Genomic DNA, 25,468 nt, shown 5'->3' with positions numbered 1-25,468 from the left:
GTTGCAGACTTTTAAAAGTTCATTCAGACCTACACTTTTGTATCCCTTTTGCTGAAATAGGACGGTAGCCTTCTCAATGATTAGCGATTTTGTATGCAATTTAAAACACCTCCCCCAAAACCATACCGACTGGTCTGTTTGGTATTATAACAAAATATTTATCCCCGATGTAAGTGTTTTTTTACACTTCATTCCGAATATTTTTGCGCCGGACGCCTTTCGCTCTTCCGATATGCCTTCGGCGACATTCCATTCCACTTTTTAAATACCTTGTTGAAATAGCTTTGATCGTTGAAGTTCAGCCATGCTGCGATATCGGTAATCGGGTAATCGGTCAGTGTGAGCAGCCTCTTCGCTTCCTCAATCCGTTCACGCTGGACATACTCGGAAATAGTCAGTCCAACCTCCTTCTTGAACAAGCTCGACAAGTAGTTGGGGCTAAGATTCGCACTCTCGGCTAGCCGTTCAAGAGTAATGTCACCGTATAAATGGTTAGCGATTTCGTGAAGACTATCCTGTATTGCGGGTGAGTAGTGACCCCGGCGAACCTCCGAGACCCGGTCAACGAAGTCGAACAGCACCTCAGTCATGATGGCGCTTATTGCTTGCAGCGTATCCTTCTCTTCCAGCTGCTGAATATAGAAATCACTCAGCGTAAACGCATCCTCCTCGTGCATTCCTCCTTCAATTGCAGCTCGGCAAATCAGGGCGATTCCCGTAATCATCAGGTTCTTCTCGCTTCGAATCCTGCTCCGCTTGGCCAGCACGCCAAACTCGTCCTCGGCAATAATGGATTCCATGACGAATGTTCTTATTCTCTCCCGCTCTCCGCTACGCACATAATGCAGCATGACACGCTCATGCGACAGGTTGGCGTGCAGCATACCGCTGCGACGTCTTCGCGACAGCTCAGCATCCGGCTCTTTCTTCTCCACAACCGGTTCCTGCATCGACATTGCATCCGCTAGAAGACTGATCGACGAATCAACGAGCTGCCTGCGAAGTACATAATAAATCATTCGGCTACATGCGGCTATGCGCTCCGTGGAGAGCAGCGCAATCTCTTCGTACAACTCCAGCAAATGCCTCCGGTTATCAATGGGGAGGGAGCTTATTGTCTCGTTCCATTCACCCTCTTGCGGCTTCTCATTCATGTACGGACCAACAACAAGCGTACCAGTAAGCTGGTTCTCATCCATCGCATTCACAAAAAAATATTGGAGACGTGATCGGGTAAAATGAACCGGCTGCTCTGCAGCATAAAGCGCATAAGCGTAGCCGGCTACCTGTTCACGAATGGATGTAAAGTAAGGATTAGAGTGAAGCGAACGGTCTACAAACTCCGCTTCAATTGTCCGACCCGGATGAATGATAAATACAGGGATTTCAATCACATCAGAGAGAAGCTGGCCAAAAACAACCAGCTCAGAGAGCTTATTCATACGAACCTCCATTGGGTACGATTAAGGTTAAAAAAGTAGATGATAAGAAAGTACTACAAATCGTTGAAAAATACAATTTTCAAAAATGAAAGCGCATTACAATGAAGAAAGCAAAGATCCTTTGCTATTACACTCGAAAGGGATGAACTCATATGTTGGAAAATAAAATAGCTATCGTTACTGGAGCAGGGAGCGGCATCGGCCGTGCAAGCAGCTTGAAAATGGCCAGCAACGGCGCAACGATTGTCGCTGTTGATTTTAATCAGGAATCCGGTCAAGAGACGGTTCGAATGATTCAGGAACAGGGCGGCGAAGCCATCTTCGTACCGGCCGACGTGTCAAAAAGCGAGGATGTTCAGCGTTATGTAAAAGCAGCCGTCGATACTTACGGGCGTATCGATATTTTCTTCAACAATGCCGGCGTTGTACAGAAGTTCTCGAAGCTCGCGGATATTGATGAGAACGAGTTCGACCGAATTATGAACGTTAATGTCCGGGGCGTCTTCCTCGGCATGAAATATGTATTAAAGGTAATGGAGGAGCAAGAAAGCGGAACGATCATTAATACCGCTTCGACAGCTGGGGTCAAAAGTGAGCACAGCGCATCCGCTTATTCCGCAAGCAAGCATGCGGTTGTCGGCCTGACGAAAGGTGCGGCAATCGAGTATGTGAAAAAATGTATCCGTATCAACGGCATTTGTCCAGGTGGTGTGGAAACGGCTCTGACGAAGAGCGTAGAACAGGCTTTCATGTCCGGTGGATATGTGCCAGAGGAAGTCGGAAATATGCGTATGGGCCGCTATGCTAAGCCGGACGAGCTGGCGGAGGTCGTCACATTCCTTGCTTCCGATCGCTCCAGCTACATGACGGGCTCCATCGTACTGGTCGATGGTGGGCTGACACTTTAAACGAATGAGAATGCGTCTTTGCTGAATTCAAACCGTTCAAAGTATACGCCAATAAGGTTCCCCCCATCCAGACTATAGTGAAAATAGGGCATCCCCAATACGGGTATGCCCTATTATTCTTGGCTTTACAGTTGTAACTCCGTCTACTCTTCTTCCCCCAAAAACGACCCCAAGCAGCTATTTTTTCAACTTTGATATAACCATATGTTTGAAACTGTCATGACCGCTGGCAGCGCTGTTTCATCCACCGCCACATTGTCATACCAGCCCCCAACAGCAAGGTTAAGCACCAAATAAAAAGGCTCGTCAAAGGGCATAATGCCCGGCTCCATAGGGCGCTCGGCGAAGCAATGCCCATCTACCAGCCACCTTATGGAGCCAGCATCCCATTCCAATGAATAATCACGGAATTCGTTAATGGTTCCCTGTTCAAGCTGGTAGGAGAACTCATCGGTAACCTTATGGTCCCAATCCTTCCCGTAGTGCAGCGTTCCGGATACTTGCCTCGGCAAGCGGCCTTTAGCTTCCATAATGTCAATCTCGCCAGAGGCAGGCCAAGGACCGTAAGCCTGATGCTGCGGGAGCAGCCATATGGCAGGCCATAACCCCTGTCCCACTGGCAGCTTTGCGCGAACGATAAGCTTTCCATAGCAAAAGGAGAGATGGTCTTTTGTATCTATACGGGCCGAGGTGTACGCAAATTGTCGACCGTCTTGTTCAATGACTTCAAGTCGCGCGCATAGGTTTAGCCCCAACTCATCGATATATAGATTGTTAGTATGTCCGGTATAAAACTGCTGTTCCCCATTGCCCCAGCCCGGGTCTATTGGTTTGCCATCATTATCAAGCAAATCGTTGCCAAGGCGAATGTTCCATGCGCTCAAATCGGTGTTTCTATTTAAAAAATCCTGCTCCCATAAAAGCTTGCTCATCCCATGCACACTCCCTTCATTTATTCACAGCATACTTAATTTTGACGCCCAGTCAAACAAATCCAAAAAAATGGGATAGGGTCAAAAATCATGGCCTTTTTTTCCTAGGTCTATTTTCATACGATGAAAAGGAAGGGGGCGCAGAACATGTTTCAATACAGGACGGGACAAATAAAAACTTTTTTTAGGCAGTGGCAATTGCAAAGCATGGTAATCCCAGGCATTATATGGATGTTCATCTTTTGTTATATTCCAATGTTTTGGCTGATTATTGCATTTATGGACTTCAGTATCGCCAAGCCCATGCTGCAATCACCCTTTGTAGGGCTGAAACACTTTCAAGATTTTATTACGGATGACCGTTTTTGGCGCTCGATCCGCAATACTCTAGGGATGAGCAGCATCAAGCTGCTGCTAGGTTTTCCCATTCCCATCTTTTTCGCCCTGATGCTTAATGAAATACGGACGATTCGATTTAAGCGCACAGTACAAACCATTTCATACCTGCCGCACTTTATTGCCTGGACCATTTTTGGCGGCATTATGCTCAATTGGCTGGGCGAGGGCGGTGTCATCAACCAACTGATGATGGCGCTCGGACTGCAGGATCGCGAAATTCTGTTTAATAGTGACGCTAAGTATTTTTGGTGGATTACCTATTTCTCCGATACGCTGAAGGAAACGGGCTGGAGTGCCATCATTTATATCGCTGCAATCGCTGGCATTGATCCAGGGCTATACGAGGCAGCGGAGCTCGATGGCGCCAACCGTTGGCAGCGGATGTGGCATATTACCATTCAGAGCATACGTCCTACCATCGCTATTTTGTTCATCCTCGCTGTCAGTGGGATACTCGGCAGCAACTTTGAACAGATCTTTATGTTGAAGAACAACATGAACATGAAGATGGCCGAAAGCCTGGATTTATACATCTATAATATGGGCTTGGTATCTGGGCGCCATTCCTTCTCAACAGCCGTCTTGTTTGTCCGCTCCATTGTGGCGTTAGGACTATTATTTTTAGCCAATTACACATCCAAGAAATTAACTGGCGACAGCATTTTTTAAGAAAGAGAGGGCAGATACATGGAAAGACGCAGAAGATTGCGGCGAATTGGAGTATTTGAGGTGTGCAATGCGCTGCTGATGCTGGCAGTTTGCTTCATAACACTGTACCCGATGTGGTTTGTATTTATAAATTCACTTAATGCACCGGAGCAAGCCATGCTGGGCACCGTAAACTGGTTTCCAGAGGAATTTTCACTAGCCAGCTACAGTGTTGTATTCAATGATAAAAGTCTAATGCACGGCTTCTACATTACTACGCTGCGCACGGTGATAGGAACAGCGGTACATGTGTTATTTACCGCCATTGTAGCTTATGGAATGAGCAAATCCAACTTAATCGGCCGCAAAATCTATCTCAAAATCGCCTTGATTACGATGTTGTTTTCAGGCGGCTTAATCCCTTCCTTTATTCTGATGACGAAGCTGGGCCTTTACGACAGCTTTTGGGTATTCATCATCCCGGCTATGTACACTTTTTTCAATATGGTTATATTCATGAGCTTCTTCCGCACCATTCCCGACAGCTTAGAGGAATCCGCAAAGGTAGATGGTGCTTCTGATTATGGCGTTCTGTTTCGAATCGTATTGCCTAACAGCATGGCCGTACTGGCTACCATATCGCTTTTCTCAGCCGTCTATCACTGGAATGATTATTACCAGGGTGTGATCTACATCCGCTCGCAGGATCAGCTGCCTATGCAAACCATACTGTACAAAATCATTGCGGAGAACTCCATGTCCTTCATGCAGCAGCAAGCCATGGCTCAATTCGGCGCAAGACTGCCTGGCAACTCCATCAAATTTGCATCGATGATGGTGGCAACGCTGCCAATTCTCGTGTTCTATCCCTTTATTCAGCGCTATCTGGTCAAAGGCGTAATGATTGGCGCGATTAAAGGGTAAGTGCTGTGCGTTTCTCTAAGCGATCGTTAGCGAGGCGTATGGGACCTATAAAAAAACAGTAAAGAAAGGGTGTTCATATCATGAAGCACAACCTCATCAAGCTAAGCATGGTAATTGTTTTAGCCGTAATACTTACATTAGGCTTGGCCGCATGTACCAAATCGGAGAATAACGAAAATAAGCCGACCTCAACCCCTGCGGAAAGTACCGAGCAGCCACAAGGCGAATCAACGCCGAGCCCCGAACAGCCTGCTTGGCAGCTGGATACCAGCCCAGTCGAACTCTCGTGGTTCGTAGGCGCATCCTGGTATGCCCACAGCTGGGGAGAGAGCTTGACTTCCAAGTACGTAACCGAAAAAACAGGCGTCAATATTAAGCTCGAAGTTCCTTCTGGTGAAGCGAATGAGCATATTACCTTGATGATGACCTCTGGCAAGCTGCCAGACTTAATTTCTATGGGCTCTTGGGAAGACGCTGTCAAGAAACTATGGGAAGGCGACCATGTTTATGCTTTAAATGAATTGGCAGAGCAGTATGATCCCTACTTCTTCAAGGTGGCGGGAGACGGCACACTGAAGTGGTATCGTCAAGAAAATGGCAATACGTATGGCATTCCGAATGACTCATATAGCCCTAATCTCATGCATGAAACAGGCATGACAGCCGCCAATCAAACCTTTTTGGTGAGAAAAGATCTGTACGAGGAGATGGGCAAACCAGATTTGAGCACGCCGGAGGGCTTTCTAAATGCACTGCAGCTGCTCAAGGATAAGTATCCCGAGTATAAAGGCCAACCGATTAGTCCCTTCTTTGCACAGGGGAATGTTCCTTATGGGATGAGTGAATACCTGCAAAATCTACTCGCTGTTCCGCATGAAAAAGACGGCAAAGTATACGACCGCATTACCGATCCAGATTACCTCACTTGGCTGAAAACCTTCCGCACAGCATACGAGCGCGGACTGATTAATGTAGATTTCCTAGTGGACTCCGATACGCAAGTAGAGGAAAAAACGAACAACGCCCGCTACTTCATGATGATTCGCGAATGGACGGGAATGACGGCTGTCAATCCGATGCTGGCCGCTAGCGGGAACCCGGATTCCAACTACATTGCAGTAGATGGACCGCAGAACAGCAAGGGTGATTCTGCGAAGCTGTTCCCTGGCAACATGGACGGCTGGATGGTTACAATGATTAGTAAATCGACTAAAAATCCTGAACGTGCTATCCGCTTCCTGACGTATCTAGCTAGCGAAGAAGGCCAACGAGATTTATTCCTTGGCAAGGAAGGCGAGACGTGGGAAATGGTGAGCGGCAAGCCGCAGCTGAAGGCTGAAATGGTGAAATTGCTTGAAACTGATATTGAAAAGTTTGAAAAGGAATACGGCATTATGGATACCTACTGGATGATGCGGAACCCTGTTATTATCAACCAATGGAGACCGGAGAAAGCTCCCGTCATTAAGCAAATGGAGGACTTCGCCAATGCGCAGGCCGATATTGACAGCGGCATCTACAAAGGCTTAGATCCACTGGGTGATTCTGAGGTAGCGGTAGCCTGGTCACGCATCTCTCAAAATTGGGAGGAAGTGCTGCCTGAGCTGATTACGGCTAAGGATGAAGCAGCCTTTGATAAAATCTTTGATAATTTTCTTGCCCGCCGCGTGAGTTACGGTTTCGACAAGGTGATGGAATATCGCCAAGCCGAGCTGGATGTACGAAAAGCAAAAATGGCGGAGTAATTACACCTATATCCCATTTACTGCCGGCTGCCGAAATGGTGGCCGGTATTTCCGACTTTACTTACACATTTGTAAGTAACGCCTTGTTACCTACCAGCCGGTTTGTAATATATGGTATATTACGGAGGTAGGGAGGGCCGTTAAATGAAGTATATGCTGACCAAAATGAGAAAGCTTTACCGCAATGCCCGCATATCCCAAAAGCTGTTTCTAGCCTTTAGCCTAGTCATTGCGATCCCTGCCATTTTGGTGTCCTTTTTATTTATCCGTATACAGGAAGCCCAGTTATACAAAGACGCTATGGCCACCGGCAGCAGCCATGTCGCACGGCTGAACGAACAGCTGCGCAGCAAAATGGACATGTTTGAAAACGCTTCCTCAACAGCGCTGACACAAAAGGCATTCGTGGATTTTATCCACTCAAATATGCGCGGGGATGGCCTCCGCCTCGTGAAATTTAAACAAAATCAATTTGAGCAGATGCATAATATCATCGAAAGCCATGAGATGATCAGTGAGCTCAGCTTTTATGTCGATAACCCTAACCTGTTCGAAATTTGGCCTGAAATTTATCATTATGACAAGTTTTGGCCGCAGGATTATTGGGAGACCCTTCGAGATGAAGGCGGCGCAGCATACCGCCTGTTTGCTTTTAAGGATGGCGAGCATACGCTAGCCTATTATCGATTGGTACGGCTTCAAGGCCAGCAGAACAAGTTTCCTACCATTATGGAAATTCGTGCCGAGCACAGCGTATTTTTCAACGACCTGCTGGAGGAGAGCGGAGGGGATTTCTTCTCGGTTGTCATGGACGGAACAAACCCTTCAAAAAATATATACAATCCGCAGCATCTATTTTCTCAAACCGCTGGGGAGGGGCTGAACAGTATCCTTGGCAGCATTCACCGGCAGCTGGACGTACTTCAACAGGATAGCCCCATGAAGGTCCAAGTAGGAGATCAAACCTACTACGCGCTTTATCGTTATATTGCTCCACTGAACGCTTATGTTGTGGATATTGCTTCCCATCAAGCACTGATGAAGGGTCCGCGCAGCTGGTATGCCTTTGTGGTAGTAATTGCTTTATGTGTATTGCTCCTTATCATGCTGCTCGTATCGCATACGACCCGGCGCATTTTCCGCCGATTGGACAGCGTATTATCTTCTATGCGTCAGGTGCGTAAAGGCCAATTGGATGCGAAGATTAATATCGGCCTAGATGAACACGAGACCGGTGATGAAATCGATGAGGTAGCCATCAGCTACAACAAAATGCTGGACGAAATTAGTCGTCTGATGACGCAGGTGGTGGATAAGCAGCTCATTGCCAAAAACGCACAGCTGCACTCGCTCCATTCGCAGATCAACTCACACTTCTTGTATAACGCGCTGGAATCCATTCGGATGCTGGCGGAGGTTCAGCAGCAGCCTGCAATCGCCGATGCGCTCGTATCATTAGGCTCACAGCTGCGCTACAGCATGCAATGGCGAAGCGATACCGTCGCCCTCCGTGAGGAGCTCGCCAACATTGAAAGCTATATCAAATTCATTAACTTTATGGAGGGCGGCAGCATCGTATTGACGGCGGATCTCCCGCAGGAGGTGCTTCACTATGCTATTCCTAAAATGTGCATGCAGCCCATCGTTGAAAATGCGGTTCATCATGCGGCACCTTTAGGCGGCAGTGTACACATACAAATGACCGTAAAAGTCGAGAATGACAGCCTATTACGAATTGAGATACGCGATGACGGTGCGGGTGTTGATCCGAAGATGCTGGCTAGCCTGCAAGCTGTGCTGAGCGGCGATTCAGATACGCCAATTGTGACCAGCAAAAACGGCCTCGGCCTCGAAAACGTGCATAAGCGCCTGCAGCTTCATTATGGCAAGGGCTGCGGTCTTTCAATTGACAGTGTGCAGGGCGCCTATACCTGTGTAACCTTACGTTTGCCTTGGGAAAATGTGAATCTTGGAGGATGGTAGGGCATGATCAATATTCTAATTGTAGATGATCAAAAGCACATACGCGATGGCCTGCAGGCCATGCTGCGCCAATTTCCACTGCAGCTTGATGCTATTTATTGTGCCGCTAACGGAATTGAGGCGCTGCACTTATTGCGTCAGCATAACATTCATCTGGTGATTACCGATATTATGATGCCGGATATGGACGGACTAGCGCTAATGGAGCAAACCAAAGAAGAGCATCTCAACGTGGATTACCTCATAATTAGCGGCTATAGTGATTTTGCTTATGCCCAGAAAGCCATTGGGCTTGGGGCAAAAGGCTACCTGCTCAAGCCGGTAAAACGGGAGGATCTGCTTACCGCAGTGGAGCATATTGGTCAGGAAATAAAGGCGCGGCAAGCCCTTTCCCGCAATATGGAGCATATGTCCCGCCGCGCTGAGGAGACAGACCGTAAAGAGCTTTGCATGTTTATGCAAGGCGCAGTGAACGATGAGGCATGGATTCGGCAGGTTCAGCAGCAAAACCCAAAACTCTGGCACAATTACCGTCTGTGCCTGCTGCGGGAAGAACTGTGGATCAACCAACCGGGGGCAGACAGTGCCCATAGCATCGAATCTATTGCTTACCGTGTCTATGGCAGCCAGGGATATATATGCCTGCAGCACCGCCCATACCTGATTCTTGCGGTCGATGCGGCCACAGATACGAATGCTTTGCCTGCTGCACTTAAGGCAAGTCAGATTGATGCCACAGCGGCTATGACTGGACCTCAGCAAGGCCTAAAAGGGCTTCCCAGCAGCTATACACAGGTGCTTGAACTATATCGCCATAGCTACTTGTTCCCTGATAAGATGTGTATCCTACCCGCGCATATGGAGAGGCTGGAGTCGCAATGGGAAATTCCCTATGAAGAGCTATATGCCCTGTTTCAGCTTATTGGCACCAAAAACAGCGGGAAGATTGCCCAAGGCATTTCTACGCTATTCCACAAAAATGTGCTGCAGCGTTACCATATACGGTACACGCAGCAGTTATGCAGCGCAACGGTGCAGATGCTGGAGGAGTATGAGCGGGTGATCCGTCCCTACATGGGGGAAGAGACGCTTGATATTGAATGCTTGCGGAATCTATTCGATTATCCGGGCATTCGAGATTATATTCAGGCGCTGCAGCAGCAACTGCTTCGGCTAAATCAGTTTTATTATGATTACAAGTGCAGCTATCGCAAAACGCAGGACTTAAATGAAGCCATTCGTTTTATACACGAGTGTTACCATAAGCCGCTGGACCTAGCGATGGTTTCCAACCATGTGTCGCTTAATTACGCCTATTTTTCCAACCTGTTTAAAAAGAATATTGGCAAAGGCTTTGCAGAATACCTACGCGATGTGCGACTAGATAAGGCCCGCCGCTTGCTAGCCGAAACCGATCATAAAATTATCGAGGTAGCCACCATGGTTGGCTATGAAAGCTACAAAAGCTTTACAAGGGCATTTCGCGATGTTATGAATATGCAGCCCACGGAGTACCGGCAGCTGATGCGGCGGAAGCTTGAAAGAGAAGGAAAATATCAGGGCAAAGCACTATGAGCCTTCAAAAATAATCAAAATCCAAAAAATTGGGTCATAACAAAAACAAATGGACCTTTCCAGCTGTTAATTGTATTCGATAGAATAAAGGTGCACTCCAATGTAAGCGGTTTCCTCCGAGTACTTACACAATCAATTGCCTCAAAATAAAAGGAGCCGCAGGGGTAACCATATTTTATTGAAGGAGGACAATAATGAAGGTACTTCACCATTCACAGAAACGGTTTAAGCAGAAGGTACTGAGCTTGTTCTTGGCGGTAGCGATGATGGCGAGCGTCGGGCTATTGCCATTTTCGAAAATTCAAACCGTCGATGCAGCAGGCACCACCGTTACCTCTATGGCTTACTTTTCAGCAGCAGATGGGCCTGTCATTTCAAAATCAGGGGTTGGGCAAGCGAGCTACGGTTTCGTTATGCCTATATTTAACGGGGGCTCCGCCACATGGAACGATGTTTCCAATGACGTAGGCGTCAATGTGAAAGTAGGGGGCAACTGGGTCAATATTGACAGTGCCAGCGGCTACGTCTATAACCAAAACTGGGGGCATTGGAACGACAGCGGCACGTATGGCTACTGGTTCACTCTCTCCGCAACAACAGAAATTCAGCTGTATTCTAAAGCTAATGGAACGACTCTTAACTACACGCTTGTATTTCAAAATATAAACAAAACAACGATTACGGCTATGACCCCTACCCAAGGGCCACAAATTACTGCAGGCTTTACAGGAGGTGCAGGCTTTACTTATCCTACCTTCAACAATAATCCAGCCATTATTTATGAAGCCATAACGGATGATTTGAAGGTGTTTGTAAAACCTGTAAACAGCAGCACTTGGATTGATATCAACAATAATGCTACCAGCGGCTGGATCTATGATAGCAACTTCGGCCAATTCACCGAAGGAGGCGGCGGCTTCTGGTTTACGGTAACCGAGTCTATTAACGTAAAACTTGAATCAAAAACCTCTTCGGCTAACGTCATTTATACGATAACCTTTAATCAACCCGTTCGAAATTCATATGTCATTACTCCCTACGATGGAACAACCTTTACAGCAGATTCGAAAGGCGTCATAGGCATACCCCTGCCAAAAATTGATGGTGGCGCGCCAATAGGCACTGAGCTTGGAAAATTCGTCTACCAAATTAACATCAACGGGCAATGGGTGGATATGGCGAACTCCAGCCAGAGCGGATTCTCATATTCCGGCAATGGTTACAATAACATGTCCGATGCCAATCAGTGGGGATATTGGGCTGACTATATCTATGGCCTTTGGTTCCAGCCAATCCAGGTGAATATGCAAATTCGAATCGGCTACCCATTGAATGGGCAGGCAGGCGGAAGTGTTGGCAGCAACTTCGTTAACTATACCTTTATCGGGAATCCAGATGCTCCCCGTCCAGACGTATCCGATCATGACGATGTGGCAATCGGAACGCCAAGCGACCCAGCCATTGCGGGCATGAATCTCATCTGGCAGGATGAGTTTAGCGGTACAGTGCTCGATACGAACAAATGGAACTATGAAACCGGCTATTATATCGGTAACGATCCCAACAGCTGGGGCTGGGGCAATGCAGAGCTGGAGCACTATACCAATAGTACACAAAATGTATTTGTACAGGACGGCAAGCTGAATATCCGGGCGTTGAACGATCCAAAATCGTTCCCGCAGGATCCAAGCCGATATGCTCTATATTCTTCAGGCAAAATTAATACCAAAGATCATCTATCCTTCCAGTACGGCAGAGTGGATATTCGCGCGAAGCTGCCTACAGGCAATGGTGTCTGGCCCGCGCTCTGGATGCTTCCAAAAGATTCAGCTTACGGTGCATGGGCCGCATCTGGTGAAATTGATATTATGGAAGCCAAAGGACGTTTGCCTGGCACAACTAGYGGTGCCGTGCACTTTGGCGGACAATGGCCAGTGAATCGATATATTGCTGGGGAATATCATTTCTCGGAGGGGCAAACCTTTGCCAATGATTATCATGTGTATACGATGATCTGGGAAGAGGATAACATTAAATGGTACGTGGATGGGCAATTCTTCTTTAAAGTCTCCAGAGACCAATGGTACTCCGTAGCTGCACCGAACAATCCGAACGCTCCATTCGACCAACCTTTCTACATCATTATGAATCTCGCGATCGGCGGGCATTTTGATGGCGGTTTAGCTCCAAGTCCATCTGATATTCCTGCGACGATGCTGGTGGATTATGTGCGGGTTTATAAAGAAAACGGTGGCCAAAATCCTACGAACGTGCCTGTTACCGGTGTAACTTTAAACCAGAGCACTGCACAGCTGCAAGTAGGACAGAGTGTACAGTTAAACGCCACTGTTGCACCCTCTAATGCAACAAATAAACAGGTCACTTGGAGCGTTTCGGGTGCCAGCATCGCTTCCGTAAATCAGAACGGTGTGGTGACAGGGCTCGCTCCAGGAACAACAACGGTTACGGCAACAACGGTTGACGGCAACAAAACAGCCAGCTCTACCATCACGGTTGTACCCGCGCCATCAACCGTTATTGTCATTGGCGATGCGGTACGGGGCCTGAAAAAAGCGGGCAACAACTTGACGTTTTATGTGAATGGCGCAACCTTTGCCGATTTGCACTATAAGATAAATAACGGTGCACAGCAAAACGTAGCCATGACCTCATCAGGAAACGGCAACTATACTTACCCTGTAAACAACCTGCAATCTGGGGATACCGTCGAATACTTCTTTACCTATAATCCGGGACAAGGCGCGCTGGATACTCCTTGGCTCACCTATATTCATGGGGTAACGCAAGGAACACCGGAGTAAACCGGAGAATCCTGGCTAGACAATTCTTTACTGGCCTGCTAGGAGTAGCACGCGAGGTCATTTGATAGTTTCTTTAACAGGCGAGGGTGAGTCTTCCCCTCGCCTGTTCACTTTGCAGCCATCTCTCTCATTGGAGGCCAATGAGCAACTAAACATGGAGCAATCTCTTTTATAGAACCGGATTATCTGTCACTTGGAGATTGCGGTTGGCTGGATGCCCTTAGAGGAAAWGCATGCAACGAACGTCAATTATATCTAAGCACTGTTCGCTGTATCACTTATTTTTTTTTGAAAAAAGGCATCCAATGGGTGCCTTTTTTATCATTCTAGTTCCCAACCCGGCAGCCGTGTATCCATGCACTCATAATTCTTCAGGACTGCTCCCTGTTCGCAATCTGCTCTTGGGCGAGACGGATCATTTCCCGAACCATGGAACCGCCAATTTTACCACCGACATGGCCCACTGATTCCGTAGTCAAATGACCATTGTTTCCTGGATGCAAAGGCACTCCAAGCTCCTTCGCCACCTCGTATTTTACGTCGTCCGGTTGATTCGGATTCACGGCATAGCCTTCGCGTTTCATTACATCAGCTTTGAAAGCCTGCATCCCCTGTTCAACCCCAGGCACCGCATATTTTCTCCTTCTTCTTGCCATCATACAACACTCCCCTCGATATTTTCTTTCTAACTTGCCCGGAAGCACAAAAATTCATCCCTCTTCCGCATCAGCACGAGAAATGCAGGACCATCAAACAGTTGATAAACTGTTGAAATTTATACGCACGACCGCAGTGGAAAATATCTTGGAGAATCTTTGTTTTCCTCTATACTCGACTTCTATTGGCCACCTACCATGAAACATAGAAATTCGACCTACTTAGAGCACAGCTCAGCTTAACGGATCAATCGTCGAAAATTATAAAAGGAGCAGCCGCAGCATGCTCCTTTGTTTGTGTTCTAATGAATTCTTACTTCATTTTGCAAGAGCTTTATCCATTCATTTCGAGACAAAGATTAAATTTATTTTTCCAATAATCTCCTCATTCAATTTGACAGATGTATCTGCTAATAATTGGAGGAGCACGGATTCAACAAATCTTTGCGGTTGGCCTTCCTCGTCCAGAAGTACTAAGTTCTTGAAGCCTTGAATGATGCTGGGGAAACTCTAGGTTAATGCTGGTGCTTTGTCGGGTTCGACGCTAATCAAGCAGACGCTCGGCTCGTCAATGTTACCATGCCAGAGTCGGTCATCCTCCTTACGTAAAAATCGCCGTCCGATTCCCATCAGAGAACGTGAACGGCAACAATTTTGGAGTCATCACGTAAGTGGCAGTCCTTTAATAGACCAATTCCGCCAGCAGCTTCCCAAGTTTATCAAGCAACTGCTCATTAGCTTCTATGCAGATCGGCTTAGATTTTTCAAACTCTTCTTTATCCTTGAAACGTTGACGGAAGGTGACTCTGGTGCTGCCTTCAATGCTCTCGAAGGTAGCCGTTATCCGAAATTCGTGACCGGACACATGATCAATCACAATCCGCTCTGACGGTACGATTTCAACAAAGACGTTATGGTTAGGATAATCCACTCCATCCGGTCCATGCATGATGAACCGCCATGTGCCTCCCGGCCTGATATCACACACTTGATTCGTATTTGTGAAGCCTTGCGGCCCCCACCACTGGGCTATCAAATCGGGGGTTGTCCAAGCTCGAAACACGAGCTCCCGCGGGAAATAGTATTCGCGAGTAGTTATAAGTTCATTTTCAACTTTTGACATGTTCCTACTCCCCGTCTACTGTTTTTCCAAGTGCGTCCAACATGATGTTTGTACCATGCTCCCGTATTTCTAGCGTATCGTGTCCGTCAAAGAACGCACCTTGCTCCGTGAAAATCAGCTTTGTACCGTCCTCCACTTTAATAAGCTCTATCGTTGTAATCGAGACGGAGATGCGCGTGCTTCCCGAATTCAGCGTGTACGTGTAAACAATGCGCTGCTCTGGAACAAGCTCCTGATAGTAGGCGTCAAAGGTAAAAACTGGCCCTTCCGGCGGCCCGCCGCTGCTGTACTCACGCCCGCCGACCTGAAAATCGAAGATCTCTGGCTCCGAAAACCACTTCGCTTTGACAATTGGATCGGCCCATGCGTGATAAACCCTCTCCGGTGAAGCAGCATAAGTCCGCTCGACGACAAAAGTTCCATGTTTGACAAATCGTTCGTTCATTGATTTTCCTCCTTATGTTTTGGACTTCCACTCTCTTTGGCAAGAAAGTCCCCTAACAGGCTCAAATGTCGCTCCCAACTCATTTGCCGTTCAATGACCGGTTTCTCGAACTCCATCTTCATCGCTTGCAGAAGGCTCGTGAAATCTTCAACTGTTAATTCCGCTTGACCTTGCATAAGCTTGGATACATGTCTTAGCTGCTCCAATAGTTTCTGCTGTCGTTTGATCTGTTCTTTGATTTGATTGATCTGCAGGTTGACGATCTCAAGCGGGCTGATCTGCCCGCCACTTAAGGCCAGCTTAATCTCCTCGAGAGATAACCCCAGCTCCTTAAGCGATAATATCTGGTGCAAGCGTGATAAATTCGATTCACTATATAGCCGATGACCCGATTCTGTCTGGTCAGATGGCGATAACAAACCGATTTGATCATAAAAGCGCAGCGTTCTTACGGTCAACCCCGTCAGGTTGGCGAGATCCCCGACCTTCCAATGTTGCTTCATTAACCATCTCCGATCTTTGGCGCTAGCTATATACCGGTAGCTCTATTGTAAAACATTACGTTACGTAAGGTGCAAGTGGAATTGTATTTCTCTCCCAATCTTTTTTGCGTCGATGATTTTGAACACAGGTTATTTTGTCTAATGGCGAAAACTCCGCCGCGGCGCTATTTTATGCAATTGTAATAAAAAAATACGCTTGGGGTTCCAAGCGTATTTTTGTGTTTTTTTATTTTCTCTCTGCTTCAGACGAATATCGCTGCCGCTCGTTCCGCTTGATTTACTTCTGACTTTCCTGTTGGTTTAGCAAATAAAACAGATAATCGGTCGGGAACCCCGCATATCCTTGCTGCCTCAGCATCGCGGTCACATTGCCCCGATGATACGTCCCGTGGTTGACCACATGCTGCAGAATCTCAGAGAACCGCGTATTGAGACGACCGTAGTTCGGATGCTCGATCGTCATCTCCTTGTCCGGGTCTGGCGTTCGCTGCAGCAAATCTCGGTACTGTTCGGCGACGCCGGCGAACAGCTGCCGTGTCTCGTCCACTGTTTTGCCTTGCGCTTGCTCCGCCCACACCGACATCCTCGGAAAAATGTTCTCGTTCGGAACTCCCGCGAGCACACACAGATAAACCTGTTCGAACAAGTACATATGCCCGAACGTTTGTGACACGGACGGGAAAACGCTCGTTACTTCCGCATGGAACACATCTTTCGGAAGCTGCTCTAGATGTCCGAATAAACGCTCGTTCGCCCAAACGTGATAATCGTACAATTGATGAGATTGTTTAAGCATGGATACATCCACCTTCCTTTATTCATCGTCGTTCGGCTGCTGCAGCCTTTCCACTATCATACAACGGGTTTGCTGACAACTGTTGTCAGCGAAGTACAATCGGAATCGTCTGCATAATGTTTAGCAATTCCTATCGCTAATTCCTGAATGCGATATTTCAGATCCAGCGGCTCCCGAATGCGAATGGCCGTGCCGAACGTCATCAGATACATTGGAAGGTACTTGTTCATTGTTGGGGTATCGAGCAGGAACTGCGCCTCCCGGTCGGTCCGTTCCGTCAAATAGTGGCGCATATGCCAGTGGCCGCAAATTGCATTCAACGTGACGGGGTCCCCCTCGATGCGAATGACCGTCAACGGTCCGTCCGCTTCTCGTTCCCGCTTGGACTGGTCATGGAAATAGGCGGACGCAGAGAAGTGCTCCGGTTTTTCAAACCGCATATCGGTCGGCTCCAGCCGTGCGATACGATCCACGCGGAACGTCCGAGCCGCTTGCGACCGATGACAGAACGCGACAGCGTACCATTCGTTTCGGACATAAGCCAGCCCGTAGGGATCGATGTTACGTTCGTCGGCCTGTTCCGTATTTGGTTTGCGATAGGTGATGCGCATTGTTTGTCCGTCATCCGCCGCCTGCTCCAGGTCTCGCAACAACGGAACGACGGAAGGTGGRCGCGACGGAGCAATCACATCCATGCCGCTCGTCTGACGGGTTAGATCGTGAAGCTGATCTTCGTGCAGCCCGTTCTCCACCTTCTTCAACGCACTTTCCAGCTGTTCTGTATACGGATAGCCAGCGCCTTGCGTAAATTTAAACGCGTCTACAAGCGCCTTCAGCTCTAAGGGATTGAAGAACAATGGTGTCTCCTTGAAGCTTTCCATAATGCGAATGCCGCCGTCATGGCCCGATTCCGCGACGACCGGCACTCCGCTGGCGCATAGTGCGTCGATATACCGGTACACGGTGCGGACGCTGATCTCCAAACTGTCTGCAATTTGCGCGGCGGTGAGCTTCCTTCCGGATCGCAGCATCCACAGCATAGACAGCATGTTATCCCATTTTGCCATAGTGGCAGCCTCTTTTCATCGCGTAATTGAACCTCATTTCACTTTGTGAAAATTAAATATTTCGTTCCTCATACTCAAAGGGTTCTTCGCAAGAGTACATTTCATGAAAAAACCCTTTGTACGGGATATCGTCTTCCAAACATTTTATAAGATACGACAGCTCCTCATCACACTTTGGTACATCACCGTTGTTCTGCATGACCTCGAATGCATCAATAATATTTTCCAAGAGATTTACTTTGATAAATAAAGGCACCTTATCCAACGCCGAATCTTCGAGCTTGGTCTCGGATCTGTATCCCGCGAGGACTGTTTCAAAATAATCATCCATAAACTTTTTACGTTTACCGGCGTCTGGCTCAAATTGTATCCAGCCCACTCCGCTTGTCCAAAGGCCTGCCAAGTCAAACATATACCAACCGAAACATGAATTATCGAAATCATATACGGTTATTTGTCCGGTATCAAAATCGATTGAATAATTCCCATCGTTGTAATCAAAATGGAGCATTCCGAAAGTATCCTCGTTGCTGTCCAATCCTTTTAAGGTATTAAGGAGCTCTACCAGCTTCTCTTTAAGCAGAGGTAAGGAGTCTGGTATCCGCTTATCAATATATTCAGCATTGTATTTGTCAAAAAAACTATGCCGACGATGAACAGGCATATACCCTTTCGATATTTGATGCAGTTTTCCCAGGACTTTGCCGCAATTATAATAACATTCGGTAATTGGAGCTCCTTCTCGGTACTGATAATTATTTTCTACAAGCATTTTTCCCTTAGCCTTTTCAAACAGACAGACAAAAAAGGTGTGGTTATTATGTGTAATCTCCTCCAGCAGATTCCCATTCCGGGAGCTGATTACATTTGAGACACTTCCCCCATGCTCGAATAAATATCTAACATACTCAACTTCTCCCAGAAAATCTTCCCGGCTTCTGTCAGGTAAAAAAGCGATTCTAAGGATTTTTGCGTCGGCGCCCTCTTTCACACAGGTATATACGACATTCCTTCCTCCAGCATGTGCCGGAATCAGCTGAATTTCATAGCCTTCTAATCCGAACAACTCCGATACTACTGTAAGCAAATAGGTATCACCGATTGAAACAACCTCGTTATAATTCATACAAGTTCCTTTCCGCACAAACATTTATTTTTTCTTACTCTATAAAAAGAACGTACCACAATAGCGGCACGCTCAATGGACTTTTTTGATCATTTTACTCTGATGGGCGCAAACCATTCCATCTGACAGTACTCGCCATCGTATGCATCCGTGTCGATTTTTTCTACGAAAAATTCGCGATCCAGAAGCTCATATTTCCCTTCGTTCTCCTTTGCAAGCCTATTGATAGCATGATATAGCGCCTCTGCGCGCAGTTCACTAATCTCCTCATAATGATGGTTCCCTATATAACGAAAGCCGACGCATAAGGAAGCAGGGACGGTGTCACCTGAAAAGCCGTCAGGAATATCGTTCAGATTCTGTACGCGTATAGACGGTAGATAGTGCGTCCAACTAAGTGATGGATCAAGTGTCTTTGTTAGACCATAATAAATATTGGGTTCTACTGGATTTGGCACTTTATGCCGATTGTTCCACCAAAACTGCTTAGCAGCCTCGGGCGCTTTTGTCGGCGCTTCAGCAATTTCAATTCGATACATTTGCCCAATTAAATGAAACGATGGCATCATGACCATATTCGGCCCGTATACCAAGTTTCCGCAAACATTGTTTTTCGGAAATAGATGAAGAGGAGCTGTTATATGAATGTTTCTTCCGGAATGTCTGCATTCGCCAGGCGTAAGCCCATATTCGCGTTTAAACGCGCGTATGTAGGTTTGCTCATGTTCATAACCACATTCGATTGCAATGTCGAGAATTCGTTTCTCGGTAAGCATCAAATGCTCCAAGCTCGCGGCAAGCTTTCGAGAGCGGATATAGCTTTGTAGCGGCACGCCGAAAGCGAACTTGAAGAGTCGACGCAAATGAACAATGGAAATCGGGAGATCGACCAGATATTCTGCCTCCCTAGTACCAGAAACATTTTCTTCTATTCGTGATAGAAGCTCAGACAAAAGCTTGTATAATTCCATGCAACACTCCTAGAATATTATTGTTCCTTATCATTAAAATACATAAGGACTATTAGCAAAATTATACCATGATATGGAAAACATTATCGTTTTCTGCATATAAAAAAGGGGCTGTCTCAAAAGTCATTTTGCGATTTTTTGAGCACTACTTAGAACTTATTTTCATCGAGAAAAAGAACCTCAAGCTCCACTATACAGTGGAATTTGAAGTCCTTTCATTTGAAAATGGGGATGTTCCCCTGTCATGCAAAGACTTTTGCGGCAGCGTCTGCAGCAGCTTCATCTAAGTGCAGAAATGCACTTATTTAACCAAATCTTCTTCAAATCTGCTCAATTAGAGGTATTTGTACACCTATTTGCAACATTCCAATCTTGTTTGTTAAAAACAGGTGCACTTTTACACTTATTTACTCTCCACTTTCGGCTCGCGCACATTACAATCATACGACGATCATCGCTGATGCTGGATATGGTCAGTCTGAGTTATTATGCGCTACAAGCAGCAAGCAAGGGAAAAACTGAGCTGCGAGGAAGGATATTCGCTGTCGGTAAGACGAATGATTAAACCCGAAAGTGTTTTAGGGCAGATAAAGAATAACCAAGGATTCCGGCGTTTCTGCTTCGCAGCTTACCTAAGGTAAGTCTGGAGGTCGGGTGGCTTTCGCTTGCCCATAATCCTATGAAGCAAGCATAGACCAGAATAGAAAAATAGCAGTACAGGAATAGCTCTCCTGTACTACTATATATTTACCAATACACCCGTTCAAAGCGAGCTATTCCTCAGCGAGCTTGATGCTTATGGGACAGCCCCTAGACATCTTATTACTATTCGAGCTTACAGGCCTCAAGCCCTCTACAGTCCAAATTTTCGATGTTGCTTATTTAATATTCTTTTTTAATTACAAAAAACGAACCTCGTATTGTTCCAGCTAGTTTAGACTTCTGCCTCGCAAACTTAAACTTTTCTTCTAACTCCTTTGGTATCTCCATCCCCTCAGAAAGCTTAAAGCCAACGGCCCGCTTCTTAGCGTCATCGACCGTATACATGACATTGATTCCAAGACCGTCTTCATAAAAGACGTAAGCAAATTTAATATTCTCCACTTGAAAACGCGACGTTTCTAAAGGCTTGGCCGCAAACGCAATATCACGCTCTTTCAAAACTTGGTTCACATAATCAAGTGTATCCTGACTTTCGCTAGCTGGCACAACCGTAAATTCATGTTTGTATTTATTCATAAAGTAACGGGCTTCATTAGCGCGCAAACCAGCAAGCGCTTCTGCTACAGGTGAAGACTCTAAACCAACCGTAGACACATTTTTAAAATCAACGATATAAGACATGTCCATCTCTCCTTTTATAACATTATTTCCAACAAAACTTGTCATTATTTATAATATCATTCCTTATCCCCACCATTCTACTACGCAAAGCGGAGAAAACAGAAATGATATGCGGTACGGGTTCAAAAGCCTTCTTTACCTGCTTCGGTTTATAAATATGGACGAATCGTCACTTATGCTGATCACTAATTTGACTTAGAATTACCGTATAAGATTGAAAAAGGCTGTGATTATAATGTTAATCAAAAGAGACAAATGGTTGCAATATCGCATCTTTCGCAGCAGGTCCTCTCTCGCCGGACGGTTGCCACAAACACAGTTACTTAAGAAGAACACCTTATCGAAAATGCTGCTTCAATATCAAAGCGTCGTACTGAAACCTCGCAACGGGAGTTACGGAAGGGATATTGTGTTCATCAAACGGAACGGTGCGAATGCCTATCGTATTCATAACGAACAGAATGCAGTTACCATGAGAGACACTGATAAAATACTCAAATGGCTCCGCAAAAAAAACAGTGCACATGGATATATTGTCCAAAGACGTCTGCAGCTTGCTCAAATTGGGCACAAGCCATTCGACATTCGCATAATAACTCAGCGGAAAAAAGGCTCTTCATCCCCCTGGAACGTGACAGGCTCATACGCAAAAGTAGCGGCGCAAGGATATCTAGTCACAAATGTAACTAGCCGCACCATTCCAGTGCTTGAGGCGCTAAAATTAGCCCGAATCGGAGATCGAAGCTTGCTTGTCAAAGCGGAACGGATCGCACTATTGGCTGCCAAAAGACTAGGAGAGCGTTACCCCAAGCTTAGACAAGTCGGGTTCGATATAGGCATCGACAGAAAGCATCGAATTTGGATCATTGAAGGCAATTATCAACCGGACTTGCGCCCTTTTCGGCTCTTGAAAGATTCCTCGATGCAGCGCAGAATATCATGGTATAAGAAACATTAGAGCGAAAAAAAGACGACCAGCCTTATATCCTTGGCTTGTCGTCTTTTCATTTTTATAACCTATTCTTGATCATGCCCCGTTTGGGATTTTACTTGCGTCTACTTGTACTTACAACACGCGTCACTTGGAACTTGTTTACCCCTACCTGTATAATGGCAAACTTGCTGAAAGAAGTGCCGGAAGAAGTATACGGTTCCGCCTCAATATTTCCACTCGGTGTTCTAACCGTTGCGGTGATTCTAGTCACCAAGCAAACTCCACGGCTAGAAGCCGTCCAAGTCTCATCACGCTGAACCGCATAATTGTCGTCACTACAAAAGATGGATGCATATTCAACTTTTCCAAACGCATTAAACGATGTGGAGTTAAATATCTGAACAGGGTCGTAACCCGTAGGTCTTCTATTTCCCATCTCCAAAACCTCCTTGATATTGGTATCGTTCATTAAATGCAAATTAATAGATTTTGGTAAGGTATAAATGTGGACAAGGAAAAAAAAGCACGTTTGTCCAATGGTCGCGAGGATACGGCAGCATATGATGATGCACCTCAAACAAAAAAAAGAACCACCCTCGTAGTTAAACAGGTGGTTCGAGACTATAGGTTTAATACAGCGAGCGCTATTACTATGCTTCTCTTAATCACCACTCATAAAAGTTTTCCTCGACCAGCAACTCAAATGAATCCGCTACTAACTTGATCTCCCCGGTATCGTGATAACAGATGAGTACCTTTCCTGACCGATCGATGATAATCGGGTCGCCGGAGCCATCCATAGAAATGACATAACTAGTTCGTAAAACCTCTGCGCAGGGAAGCTCCTTATATTGCTCTCGAAACTCCAGCGTCAAATCAATAACCGTTTCATTTCCGAGACTAGACCCATTAGAGAATGCATGTACCGCAAGACCTGCATATGCTCCGCCAAACGTCCTTATAAAATGTACGTAATCTTCATGAAAGCTTACATTCAGCCGTTGCTGTGCCTTAGCAATTTCCTCTTGGCTCGCCGGAATGCCTACTAGTGTGCTATTATCCTCCCGATGAAGGAAATTCTTTAATCTTTCCATTAACGCATCCTTCATAAGTTAATCTCCTTTGTACACTTTCTCTTCTACTAGTGTGACAAATAGCTATAACTCTCCCTCAAGAAACCTAATGAGGTACATTTCAGGCTGCACGAGGAACTCTGTAAAGCTGCACAAATCCGCATACTCCTGGTGCTCCACGTCATAACAGCCTACCAAGCCTTTTTTCTTCGGATTCCACACTAGCTGCAGAGCAGAGTAATTGTCGATATCGGCTGACAGACGCAACAGCTTTTGCCTGCCAACTTTCATCTCAATCGTATCAGTTAATGTAAAAAAATCGATATACCCGATTTTATATTCATTTTGCGCTAGCTCAAGGCGCAGCTTGTCTCCAGTAAGAAAGCTGACCAGTTCATCGGTCAGTTTATATTTTTTTAGCTCAAACTTTTTATTTTCCATATTATGAAGCTCTGCCGGCTCCAGCGATTTCAAATAGTCAGCCAAGATTGTATTCTTATTGCTGACCGCAATCGTATACGGGCGCTCACCGTCCTTTTCCGCAAAAGTCACGTCCGCACCGCGTTCGATCAAAAATTTGACTATGGCCAAATTACCCATGCGCGCGGCAACGGTTAACGGAGTCGCTTGATAAGGATAGACCATATCCGGTTTATTATAGTTGATGTCCACCCCATGATCGAGCAAATAGGTGAGTGTCTTATAGTCATGATCCGATACAGCTTGACGCAATACAGCACCGCCATGCAACTTTATATCTAATCCCAGCTCATGAATGAGCTGGATATTGTTTTTGTTGCCATAGTAAGCCTGTGAATAAGCGCCAGACCCGATTTGATTGAGCTTGTCCAGCTTGGCTCCTTGCGCTGCAATGTAGCGAATGATGTCTTCCTTGCAATAGCGAACTGCTCGCAAAAAGGCCGGATTATGATTGACATTCAGGTTGACGCCATGCGCTACCAGCAGCTTTACAACATCCATTTGCTGCAATATAAGCGCCAGATCAAGCGGACTTAACGTGGTATGCTTACTAAGTATGATGCCAGCTTCAATATCCCAGCCTGCTGTAATTGCAGCTTGCAAAGCAGGAATATTTCCTTTGTAAATGTGCATCGCGATTTCCGGCAGATCCTCGAACTTCCCAATATCTTTTAGATTTATCATTCACTAATCGCTCCTACACCTAGTTCAACTGTTATTTTCTGAATTTGCTTCGCACCCTTTTGACAAGAGCCACTGCTTCATAACGGCAAACGCCTGTTGTACATCCTGTTCATAGAAAACAGCCACCTCTTGTTGGTAGGCATAATTCAATCGTACATAGCCACCTAGTTGCCGGTAGAACAGGAAGCATGCATATGGGGTCTCAATGGACAAATCCGGTGGAAAATCTGCTTGGCACATTCCGGCCAGATCGGGCAACGAAAGTCGGTTCTGCCCTTGTGGCAAACGTAAAAAGAGATGGCTCCGAGTGCCCGTCCACGGTTCATAATAGACAGCCTCCTCTTGACTAAATCCATACACCTGACGATATATTTCGTCCAGCACCAAGGCGTACATCCCTTCGTCTTCCTGCTCCCGTTCCTGCAGTGAAATCGCCTTAACGTGCTCCGCATGCCGAGGCAGCCAGAGAAGTAAAGCCGTCTGGGGATGCACGGCCAGAAAATCACCGTCCACTGTTGTGCCTATAACGGTACACTCACCGATCTGTTGCTCAGTAATGGGGCTGTCTTCGTCATGCTCCCATAACCCATACTCAGCAAAGGGTTTAAGCACCTCCATATCCGGCAGCTGAACATTCAACCACCCTCTGTAAGTCCCTTCGCCAAATCGCCGCAAAAACCGGAGGTAGCCCGGTGGATAAACAGCGCTGTCTTCCTTCGCAAGTGCTTGGTTTTGACCATCTGACAGCGGTTTTGGCGGAGTTACAATGTACATAAATACTCCCCCCTATTTGGACTATTAAGTCTGCCGCTGTTGGCAGTCGGATTTACTTCATGGAAAATTCTTTTCAAAATTCATATGTCCCAAATTGTTTTCTGAGAGATTCTT

The 25,468-nt window shown here is 46.3% G+C and carries 24 protein-coding genes and 1 pseudogene; 10 read left to right on the top strand and 15 right to left on the bottom strand.

Going from position 1 to position 25,468, the window contains the following annotated elements; translation table 11 throughout:
- Positions 1–188 precede the first annotated feature (188 nt).
- Entirely contained in the window at positions 189–1,442 is a 1,254-nt protein-coding gene (locus tag AC1DSE_RS10965; protein ID WP_441878207.1) for a helix-turn-helix domain-containing protein, read from the bottom strand.
- 152 nt (positions 1,443–1,594) lie between these two features.
- Here AC1DSE_RS10965 and AC1DSE_RS10960 point away from each other — a divergent pair, with 152 nt between their 5' ends.
- A complete protein-coding gene (locus AC1DSE_RS10960) occupies positions 1,595–2,350 on the top strand; it encodes an SDR family NAD(P)-dependent oxidoreductase (protein ID WP_477509588.1) in 756 nt (251 codons plus the stop codon).
- Positions 2,351–2,535: 185 nt separating this feature from the next.
- Here the strand turns inward: AC1DSE_RS10960 and AC1DSE_RS10955 are convergent, their stop codons facing one another.
- Positions 2,536–3,282 carry a glycoside hydrolase family 16 protein gene (locus AC1DSE_RS10955; RefSeq protein WP_477509589.1) on the bottom strand — a complete coding sequence of 249 codons (747 nt, stop codon included), beginning with the start codon at positions 3,280–3,282 and terminating at the stop codon, positions 2,536–2,538.
- 147 nt (positions 3,283–3,429) lie between these two features.
- On the opposite strand from AC1DSE_RS10955, the gene AC1DSE_RS10950 reads away from it, so the two are divergent.
- From AC1DSE_RS10950 to AC1DSE_RS10925, 6 genes are all read left to right on the top strand, one after another.
- Positions 3,430–4,350, top strand: a complete 921-nt coding sequence (locus tag AC1DSE_RS10950) for an ABC transporter permease (protein WP_141500841.1) — start codon at positions 3,430–3,432, stop codon at positions 4,348–4,350.
- Between the two features lie 18 nt (positions 4,351–4,368).
- On the top strand, positions 4,369–5,253 hold the full coding sequence (locus tag AC1DSE_RS10945) for a carbohydrate ABC transporter permease (RefSeq protein ID WP_441878201.1): 885 nt from the start codon (positions 4,369–4,371) through the stop codon (positions 5,251–5,253).
- A gap of 80 nt (positions 5,254–5,333) precedes the next feature.
- On the top strand, positions 5,334–6,998 hold the full coding sequence (locus AC1DSE_RS10940; protein WP_477509590.1) for an extracellular solute-binding protein: 1,665 nt from the start codon (positions 5,334–5,336) through the stop codon (positions 6,996–6,998).
- Between the two features lie 144 nt (positions 6,999–7,142).
- A complete protein-coding gene (locus AC1DSE_RS10935; protein WP_477527677.1) occupies positions 7,143–8,981 on the top strand; it encodes a sensor histidine kinase in 1,839 nt (612 codons plus the stop codon).
- Between the two features lie 3 nt (positions 8,982–8,984).
- Positions 8,985–10,556 carry a response regulator transcription factor gene (locus AC1DSE_RS10930; RefSeq protein ID WP_477509592.1) on the top strand — a complete coding sequence of 524 codons (1,572 nt, stop codon included), beginning with the start codon at positions 8,985–8,987 and terminating at the stop codon, positions 10,554–10,556.
- Positions 10,557–10,750: 194 nt separating this feature from the next.
- Complete coding sequence (locus AC1DSE_RS10925; RefSeq protein ID WP_477509593.1) at positions 10,751–13,378, top strand: family 16 glycosylhydrolase; 2,628 nt, start codon at positions 10,751–10,753, stop codon at positions 13,376–13,378.
- A 371-nt stretch (positions 13,379–13,749) separates the two neighbouring features.
- Here AC1DSE_RS10925 and AC1DSE_RS10920 read toward each other — a convergent pair whose 3' ends face one another.
- The 8 genes from AC1DSE_RS10920 to AC1DSE_RS10885 all read right to left on the bottom strand — a co-directional run bounded on the left by AC1DSE_RS10920 (position 13,750) and on the right by AC1DSE_RS10885 (position 20,065).
- Entirely contained in the window at positions 13,750–14,037 is a 288-nt protein-coding gene (locus tag AC1DSE_RS10920; protein ID WP_430056352.1) for an alpha/beta-type small acid-soluble spore protein, read from the bottom strand.
- A 679-nt stretch (positions 14,038–14,716) separates the two neighbouring features.
- A complete protein-coding gene (locus AC1DSE_RS10915; RefSeq protein ID WP_477509594.1) occupies positions 14,717–15,157 on the bottom strand; it encodes an SRPBCC family protein in 441 nt (146 codons plus the stop codon).
- A 4-nt stretch (positions 15,158–15,161) separates the two neighbouring features.
- On the bottom strand, positions 15,162–15,602 hold the full coding sequence (locus tag AC1DSE_RS10910; RefSeq protein WP_477509595.1) for an SRPBCC family protein: 441 nt from the start codon (positions 15,600–15,602) through the stop codon (positions 15,162–15,164).
- Positions 15,599–16,105, bottom strand: a complete 507-nt coding sequence (locus AC1DSE_RS10905) for a MerR family transcriptional regulator (protein ID WP_477509596.1) — start codon at positions 16,103–16,105, stop codon at positions 15,599–15,601. Before AC1DSE_RS10905 ends, AC1DSE_RS10910 begins: the two co-directional genes overlap by 4 nt.
- A 277-nt stretch (positions 16,106–16,382) precedes the next feature.
- Positions 16,383–16,901 (bottom strand): DinB family protein, encoded by a 519-nt coding sequence (locus tag AC1DSE_RS10900; protein WP_477509597.1) that lies wholly within the window; start codon positions 16,899–16,901, stop codon positions 16,383–16,385.
- Between the two features lie 56 nt (positions 16,902–16,957).
- Complete coding sequence (locus AC1DSE_RS10895) at positions 16,958–17,968, bottom strand: helix-turn-helix transcriptional regulator (protein ID WP_477509598.1); 1,011 nt, start codon at positions 17,966–17,968, stop codon at positions 16,958–16,960.
- A 52-nt stretch (positions 17,969–18,020) separates the two neighbouring features.
- Positions 18,021–19,094 carry a phosphotransferase enzyme family protein gene (locus tag AC1DSE_RS10890; RefSeq protein WP_477509599.1) on the bottom strand — a complete coding sequence of 358 codons (1,074 nt, stop codon included), beginning with the start codon at positions 19,092–19,094 and terminating at the stop codon, positions 18,021–18,023.
- A gap of 89 nt (positions 19,095–19,183) precedes the next feature.
- A complete protein-coding gene (locus AC1DSE_RS10885; RefSeq protein WP_477509600.1) occupies positions 19,184–20,065 on the bottom strand; it encodes a helix-turn-helix domain-containing protein in 882 nt (293 codons plus the stop codon).
- A 244-nt stretch (positions 20,066–20,309) separates the two neighbouring features.
- Between AC1DSE_RS10885 and AC1DSE_RS10880 the strand changes: the two genes are divergently transcribed.
- Together AC1DSE_RS10880 and AC1DSE_RS10875 are read left to right on the top strand one after the other, a co-directional pair.
- Positions 20,310–20,630, top strand: a complete 321-nt coding sequence (locus AC1DSE_RS10880) for a hypothetical protein (RefSeq protein ID WP_430057104.1) — start codon at positions 20,310–20,312, stop codon at positions 20,628–20,630.
- Positions 20,554–20,759: pseudogene (locus tag AC1DSE_RS10875) on the top strand (transposase); the annotation flags it as partial. The gene AC1DSE_RS10880 and the pseudogene AC1DSE_RS10875, both read left to right, overlap by 77 nt.
- A gap of 188 nt (positions 20,760–20,947) precedes the next feature.
- Here the strand turns inward: AC1DSE_RS10875 and AC1DSE_RS10870 are convergent.
- Positions 20,948–21,409: a phage tail protein gene (locus AC1DSE_RS10870; RefSeq protein WP_441910918.1), complete on the bottom strand. Its 462-nt coding sequence runs from the start codon at positions 21,407–21,409 to the stop codon at positions 20,948–20,950.
- Positions 21,410–21,644: 235 nt separating this feature from the next.
- On the opposite strand from AC1DSE_RS10870, the gene AC1DSE_RS10865 reads away from it, so the two are divergent.
- Positions 21,645–22,367 (top strand): YheC/YheD family protein, encoded by a 723-nt coding sequence (locus AC1DSE_RS10865; protein WP_477511781.1) that lies wholly within the window; start codon positions 21,645–21,647, stop codon positions 22,365–22,367.
- 88 nt (positions 22,368–22,455) lie between these two features.
- On the opposite strand, the gene AC1DSE_RS10860 is transcribed toward AC1DSE_RS10865, so the two are convergent.
- The 4 genes from AC1DSE_RS10860 to AC1DSE_RS10845 form a co-directional block, all read right to left on the bottom strand.
- Positions 22,456–22,779 carry a hypothetical protein gene (locus AC1DSE_RS10860; RefSeq protein ID WP_076266536.1) on the bottom strand — a complete coding sequence of 108 codons (324 nt, stop codon included), beginning with the start codon at positions 22,777–22,779 and terminating at the stop codon, positions 22,456–22,458.
- A gap of 229 nt (positions 22,780–23,008) precedes the next feature.
- Complete coding sequence (locus tag AC1DSE_RS10855; protein ID WP_477511782.1) at positions 23,009–23,452, bottom strand: SMI1/KNR4 family protein; 444 nt, start codon at positions 23,450–23,452, stop codon at positions 23,009–23,011.
- Positions 23,453–23,500: 48 nt separating this feature from the next.
- Complete coding sequence (locus AC1DSE_RS10850) at positions 23,501–24,580, bottom strand: ankyrin repeat domain-containing protein (RefSeq protein WP_477511783.1); 1,080 nt, start codon at positions 24,578–24,580, stop codon at positions 23,501–23,503.
- 24 nt (positions 24,581–24,604) lie between these two features.
- On the bottom strand, positions 24,605–25,354 hold the full coding sequence (locus AC1DSE_RS10845; RefSeq protein WP_477511784.1) for a hypothetical protein: 750 nt from the start codon (positions 25,352–25,354) through the stop codon (positions 24,605–24,607).
- Between the last annotated feature and the right edge of the window lie 114 nt (positions 25,355–25,468).

This window comes from Paenibacillus sp. 01L418 (genome assembly GCF_056400045.1).
The sequence above is the reverse complement of the archived record's forward strand: the minus strand, read 5'-3'. Positions and strand labels throughout refer to the sequence as shown.

Coding starts and splice junctions, on each gene's coding strand:
- AC1DSE_RS10910 (WP_477509595.1), bottom strand. CDS start 15,602: ATGAACGAACGATTTGTCAAACATGGAACTTTTGTCGTCGAGCGGACT.
- AC1DSE_RS10870 (WP_441910918.1), bottom strand. CDS start 21,409: ATGTCTTATATCGTTGATTTTAAAAATGTGTCTACGGTTGGTTTAGAG.
- AC1DSE_RS10940 (WP_477509590.1), top strand. CDS start 5,334: ATGAAGCACAACCTCATCAAGCTAAGCATGGTAATTGTTTTAGCCGTA.
- AC1DSE_RS10885 (WP_477509600.1), bottom strand. CDS start 20,065: ATGGAATTATACAAGCTTTTGTCTGAGCTTCTATCACGAATAGAAGAA.
- AC1DSE_RS10935 (WP_477527677.1), top strand. CDS start 7,143: ATGAAGTATATGCTGACCAAAATGAGAAAGCTTTACCGCAATGCCCGC.
- AC1DSE_RS10915 (WP_477509594.1), bottom strand. CDS start 15,157: ATGTCAAAAGTTGAAAATGAACTTATAACTACTCGCGAATACTATTTC.
- AC1DSE_RS10965 (WP_441878207.1), bottom strand. CDS start 1,442: ATGAATAAGCTCTCTGAGCTGGTTGTTTTTGGCCAGCTTCTCTCTGAT.
- AC1DSE_RS10955 (WP_477509589.1), bottom strand. CDS start 3,282: ATGAGCAAGCTTTTATGGGAGCAGGATTTTTTAAATAGAAACACCGAT.
- AC1DSE_RS10900 (WP_477509597.1), bottom strand. CDS start 16,901: ATGCTTAAACAATCTCATCAATTGTACGATTATCACGTTTGGGCGAAC.
- AC1DSE_RS10920 (WP_430056352.1), bottom strand. CDS start 14,037: ATGATGGCAAGAAGAAGGAGAAAATATGCGGTGCCTGGGGTTGAACAG.
- AC1DSE_RS10960 (WP_477509588.1), top strand. CDS start 1,595: ATGTTGGAAAATAAAATAGCTATCGTTACTGGAGCAGGGAGCGGCATC.
- AC1DSE_RS10945 (WP_441878201.1), top strand. CDS start 4,369: ATGGAAAGACGCAGAAGATTGCGGCGAATTGGAGTATTTGAGGTGTGC.
- AC1DSE_RS10880 (WP_430057104.1), top strand. CDS start 20,310: ATGCAAAGACTTTTGCGGCAGCGTCTGCAGCAGCTTCATCTAAGTGCA.
- AC1DSE_RS10850 (WP_477511783.1), bottom strand. CDS start 24,580: ATGATAAATCTAAAAGATATTGGGAAGTTCGAGGATCTGCCGGAAATC.
- AC1DSE_RS10905 (WP_477509596.1), bottom strand. CDS start 16,105: ATGAAGCAACATTGGAAGGTCGGGGATCTCGCCAACCTGACGGGGTTG.
- AC1DSE_RS10865 (WP_477511781.1), top strand. CDS start 21,645: ATGTTAATCAAAAGAGACAAATGGTTGCAATATCGCATCTTTCGCAGC.
- AC1DSE_RS10950 (WP_141500841.1), top strand. CDS start 3,430: ATGTTTCAATACAGGACGGGACAAATAAAAACTTTTTTTAGGCAGTGG.
- AC1DSE_RS10890 (WP_477509599.1), bottom strand. CDS start 19,094: ATGAATTATAACGAGGTTGTTTCAATCGGTGATACCTATTTGCTTACA.
- AC1DSE_RS10860 (WP_076266536.1), bottom strand. CDS start 22,779: ATGGGAAATAGAAGACCTACGGGTTACGACCCTGTTCAGATATTTAAC.
- AC1DSE_RS10845 (WP_477511784.1), bottom strand. CDS start 25,354: ATGTACATTGTAACTCCGCCAAAACCGCTGTCAGATGGTCAAAACCAA.
- AC1DSE_RS10930 (WP_477509592.1), top strand. CDS start 8,985: ATGATCAATATTCTAATTGTAGATGATCAAAAGCACATACGCGATGGC.
- AC1DSE_RS10855 (WP_477511782.1), bottom strand. CDS start 23,452: ATGAAGGATGCGTTAATGGAAAGATTAAAGAATTTCCTTCATCGGGAG.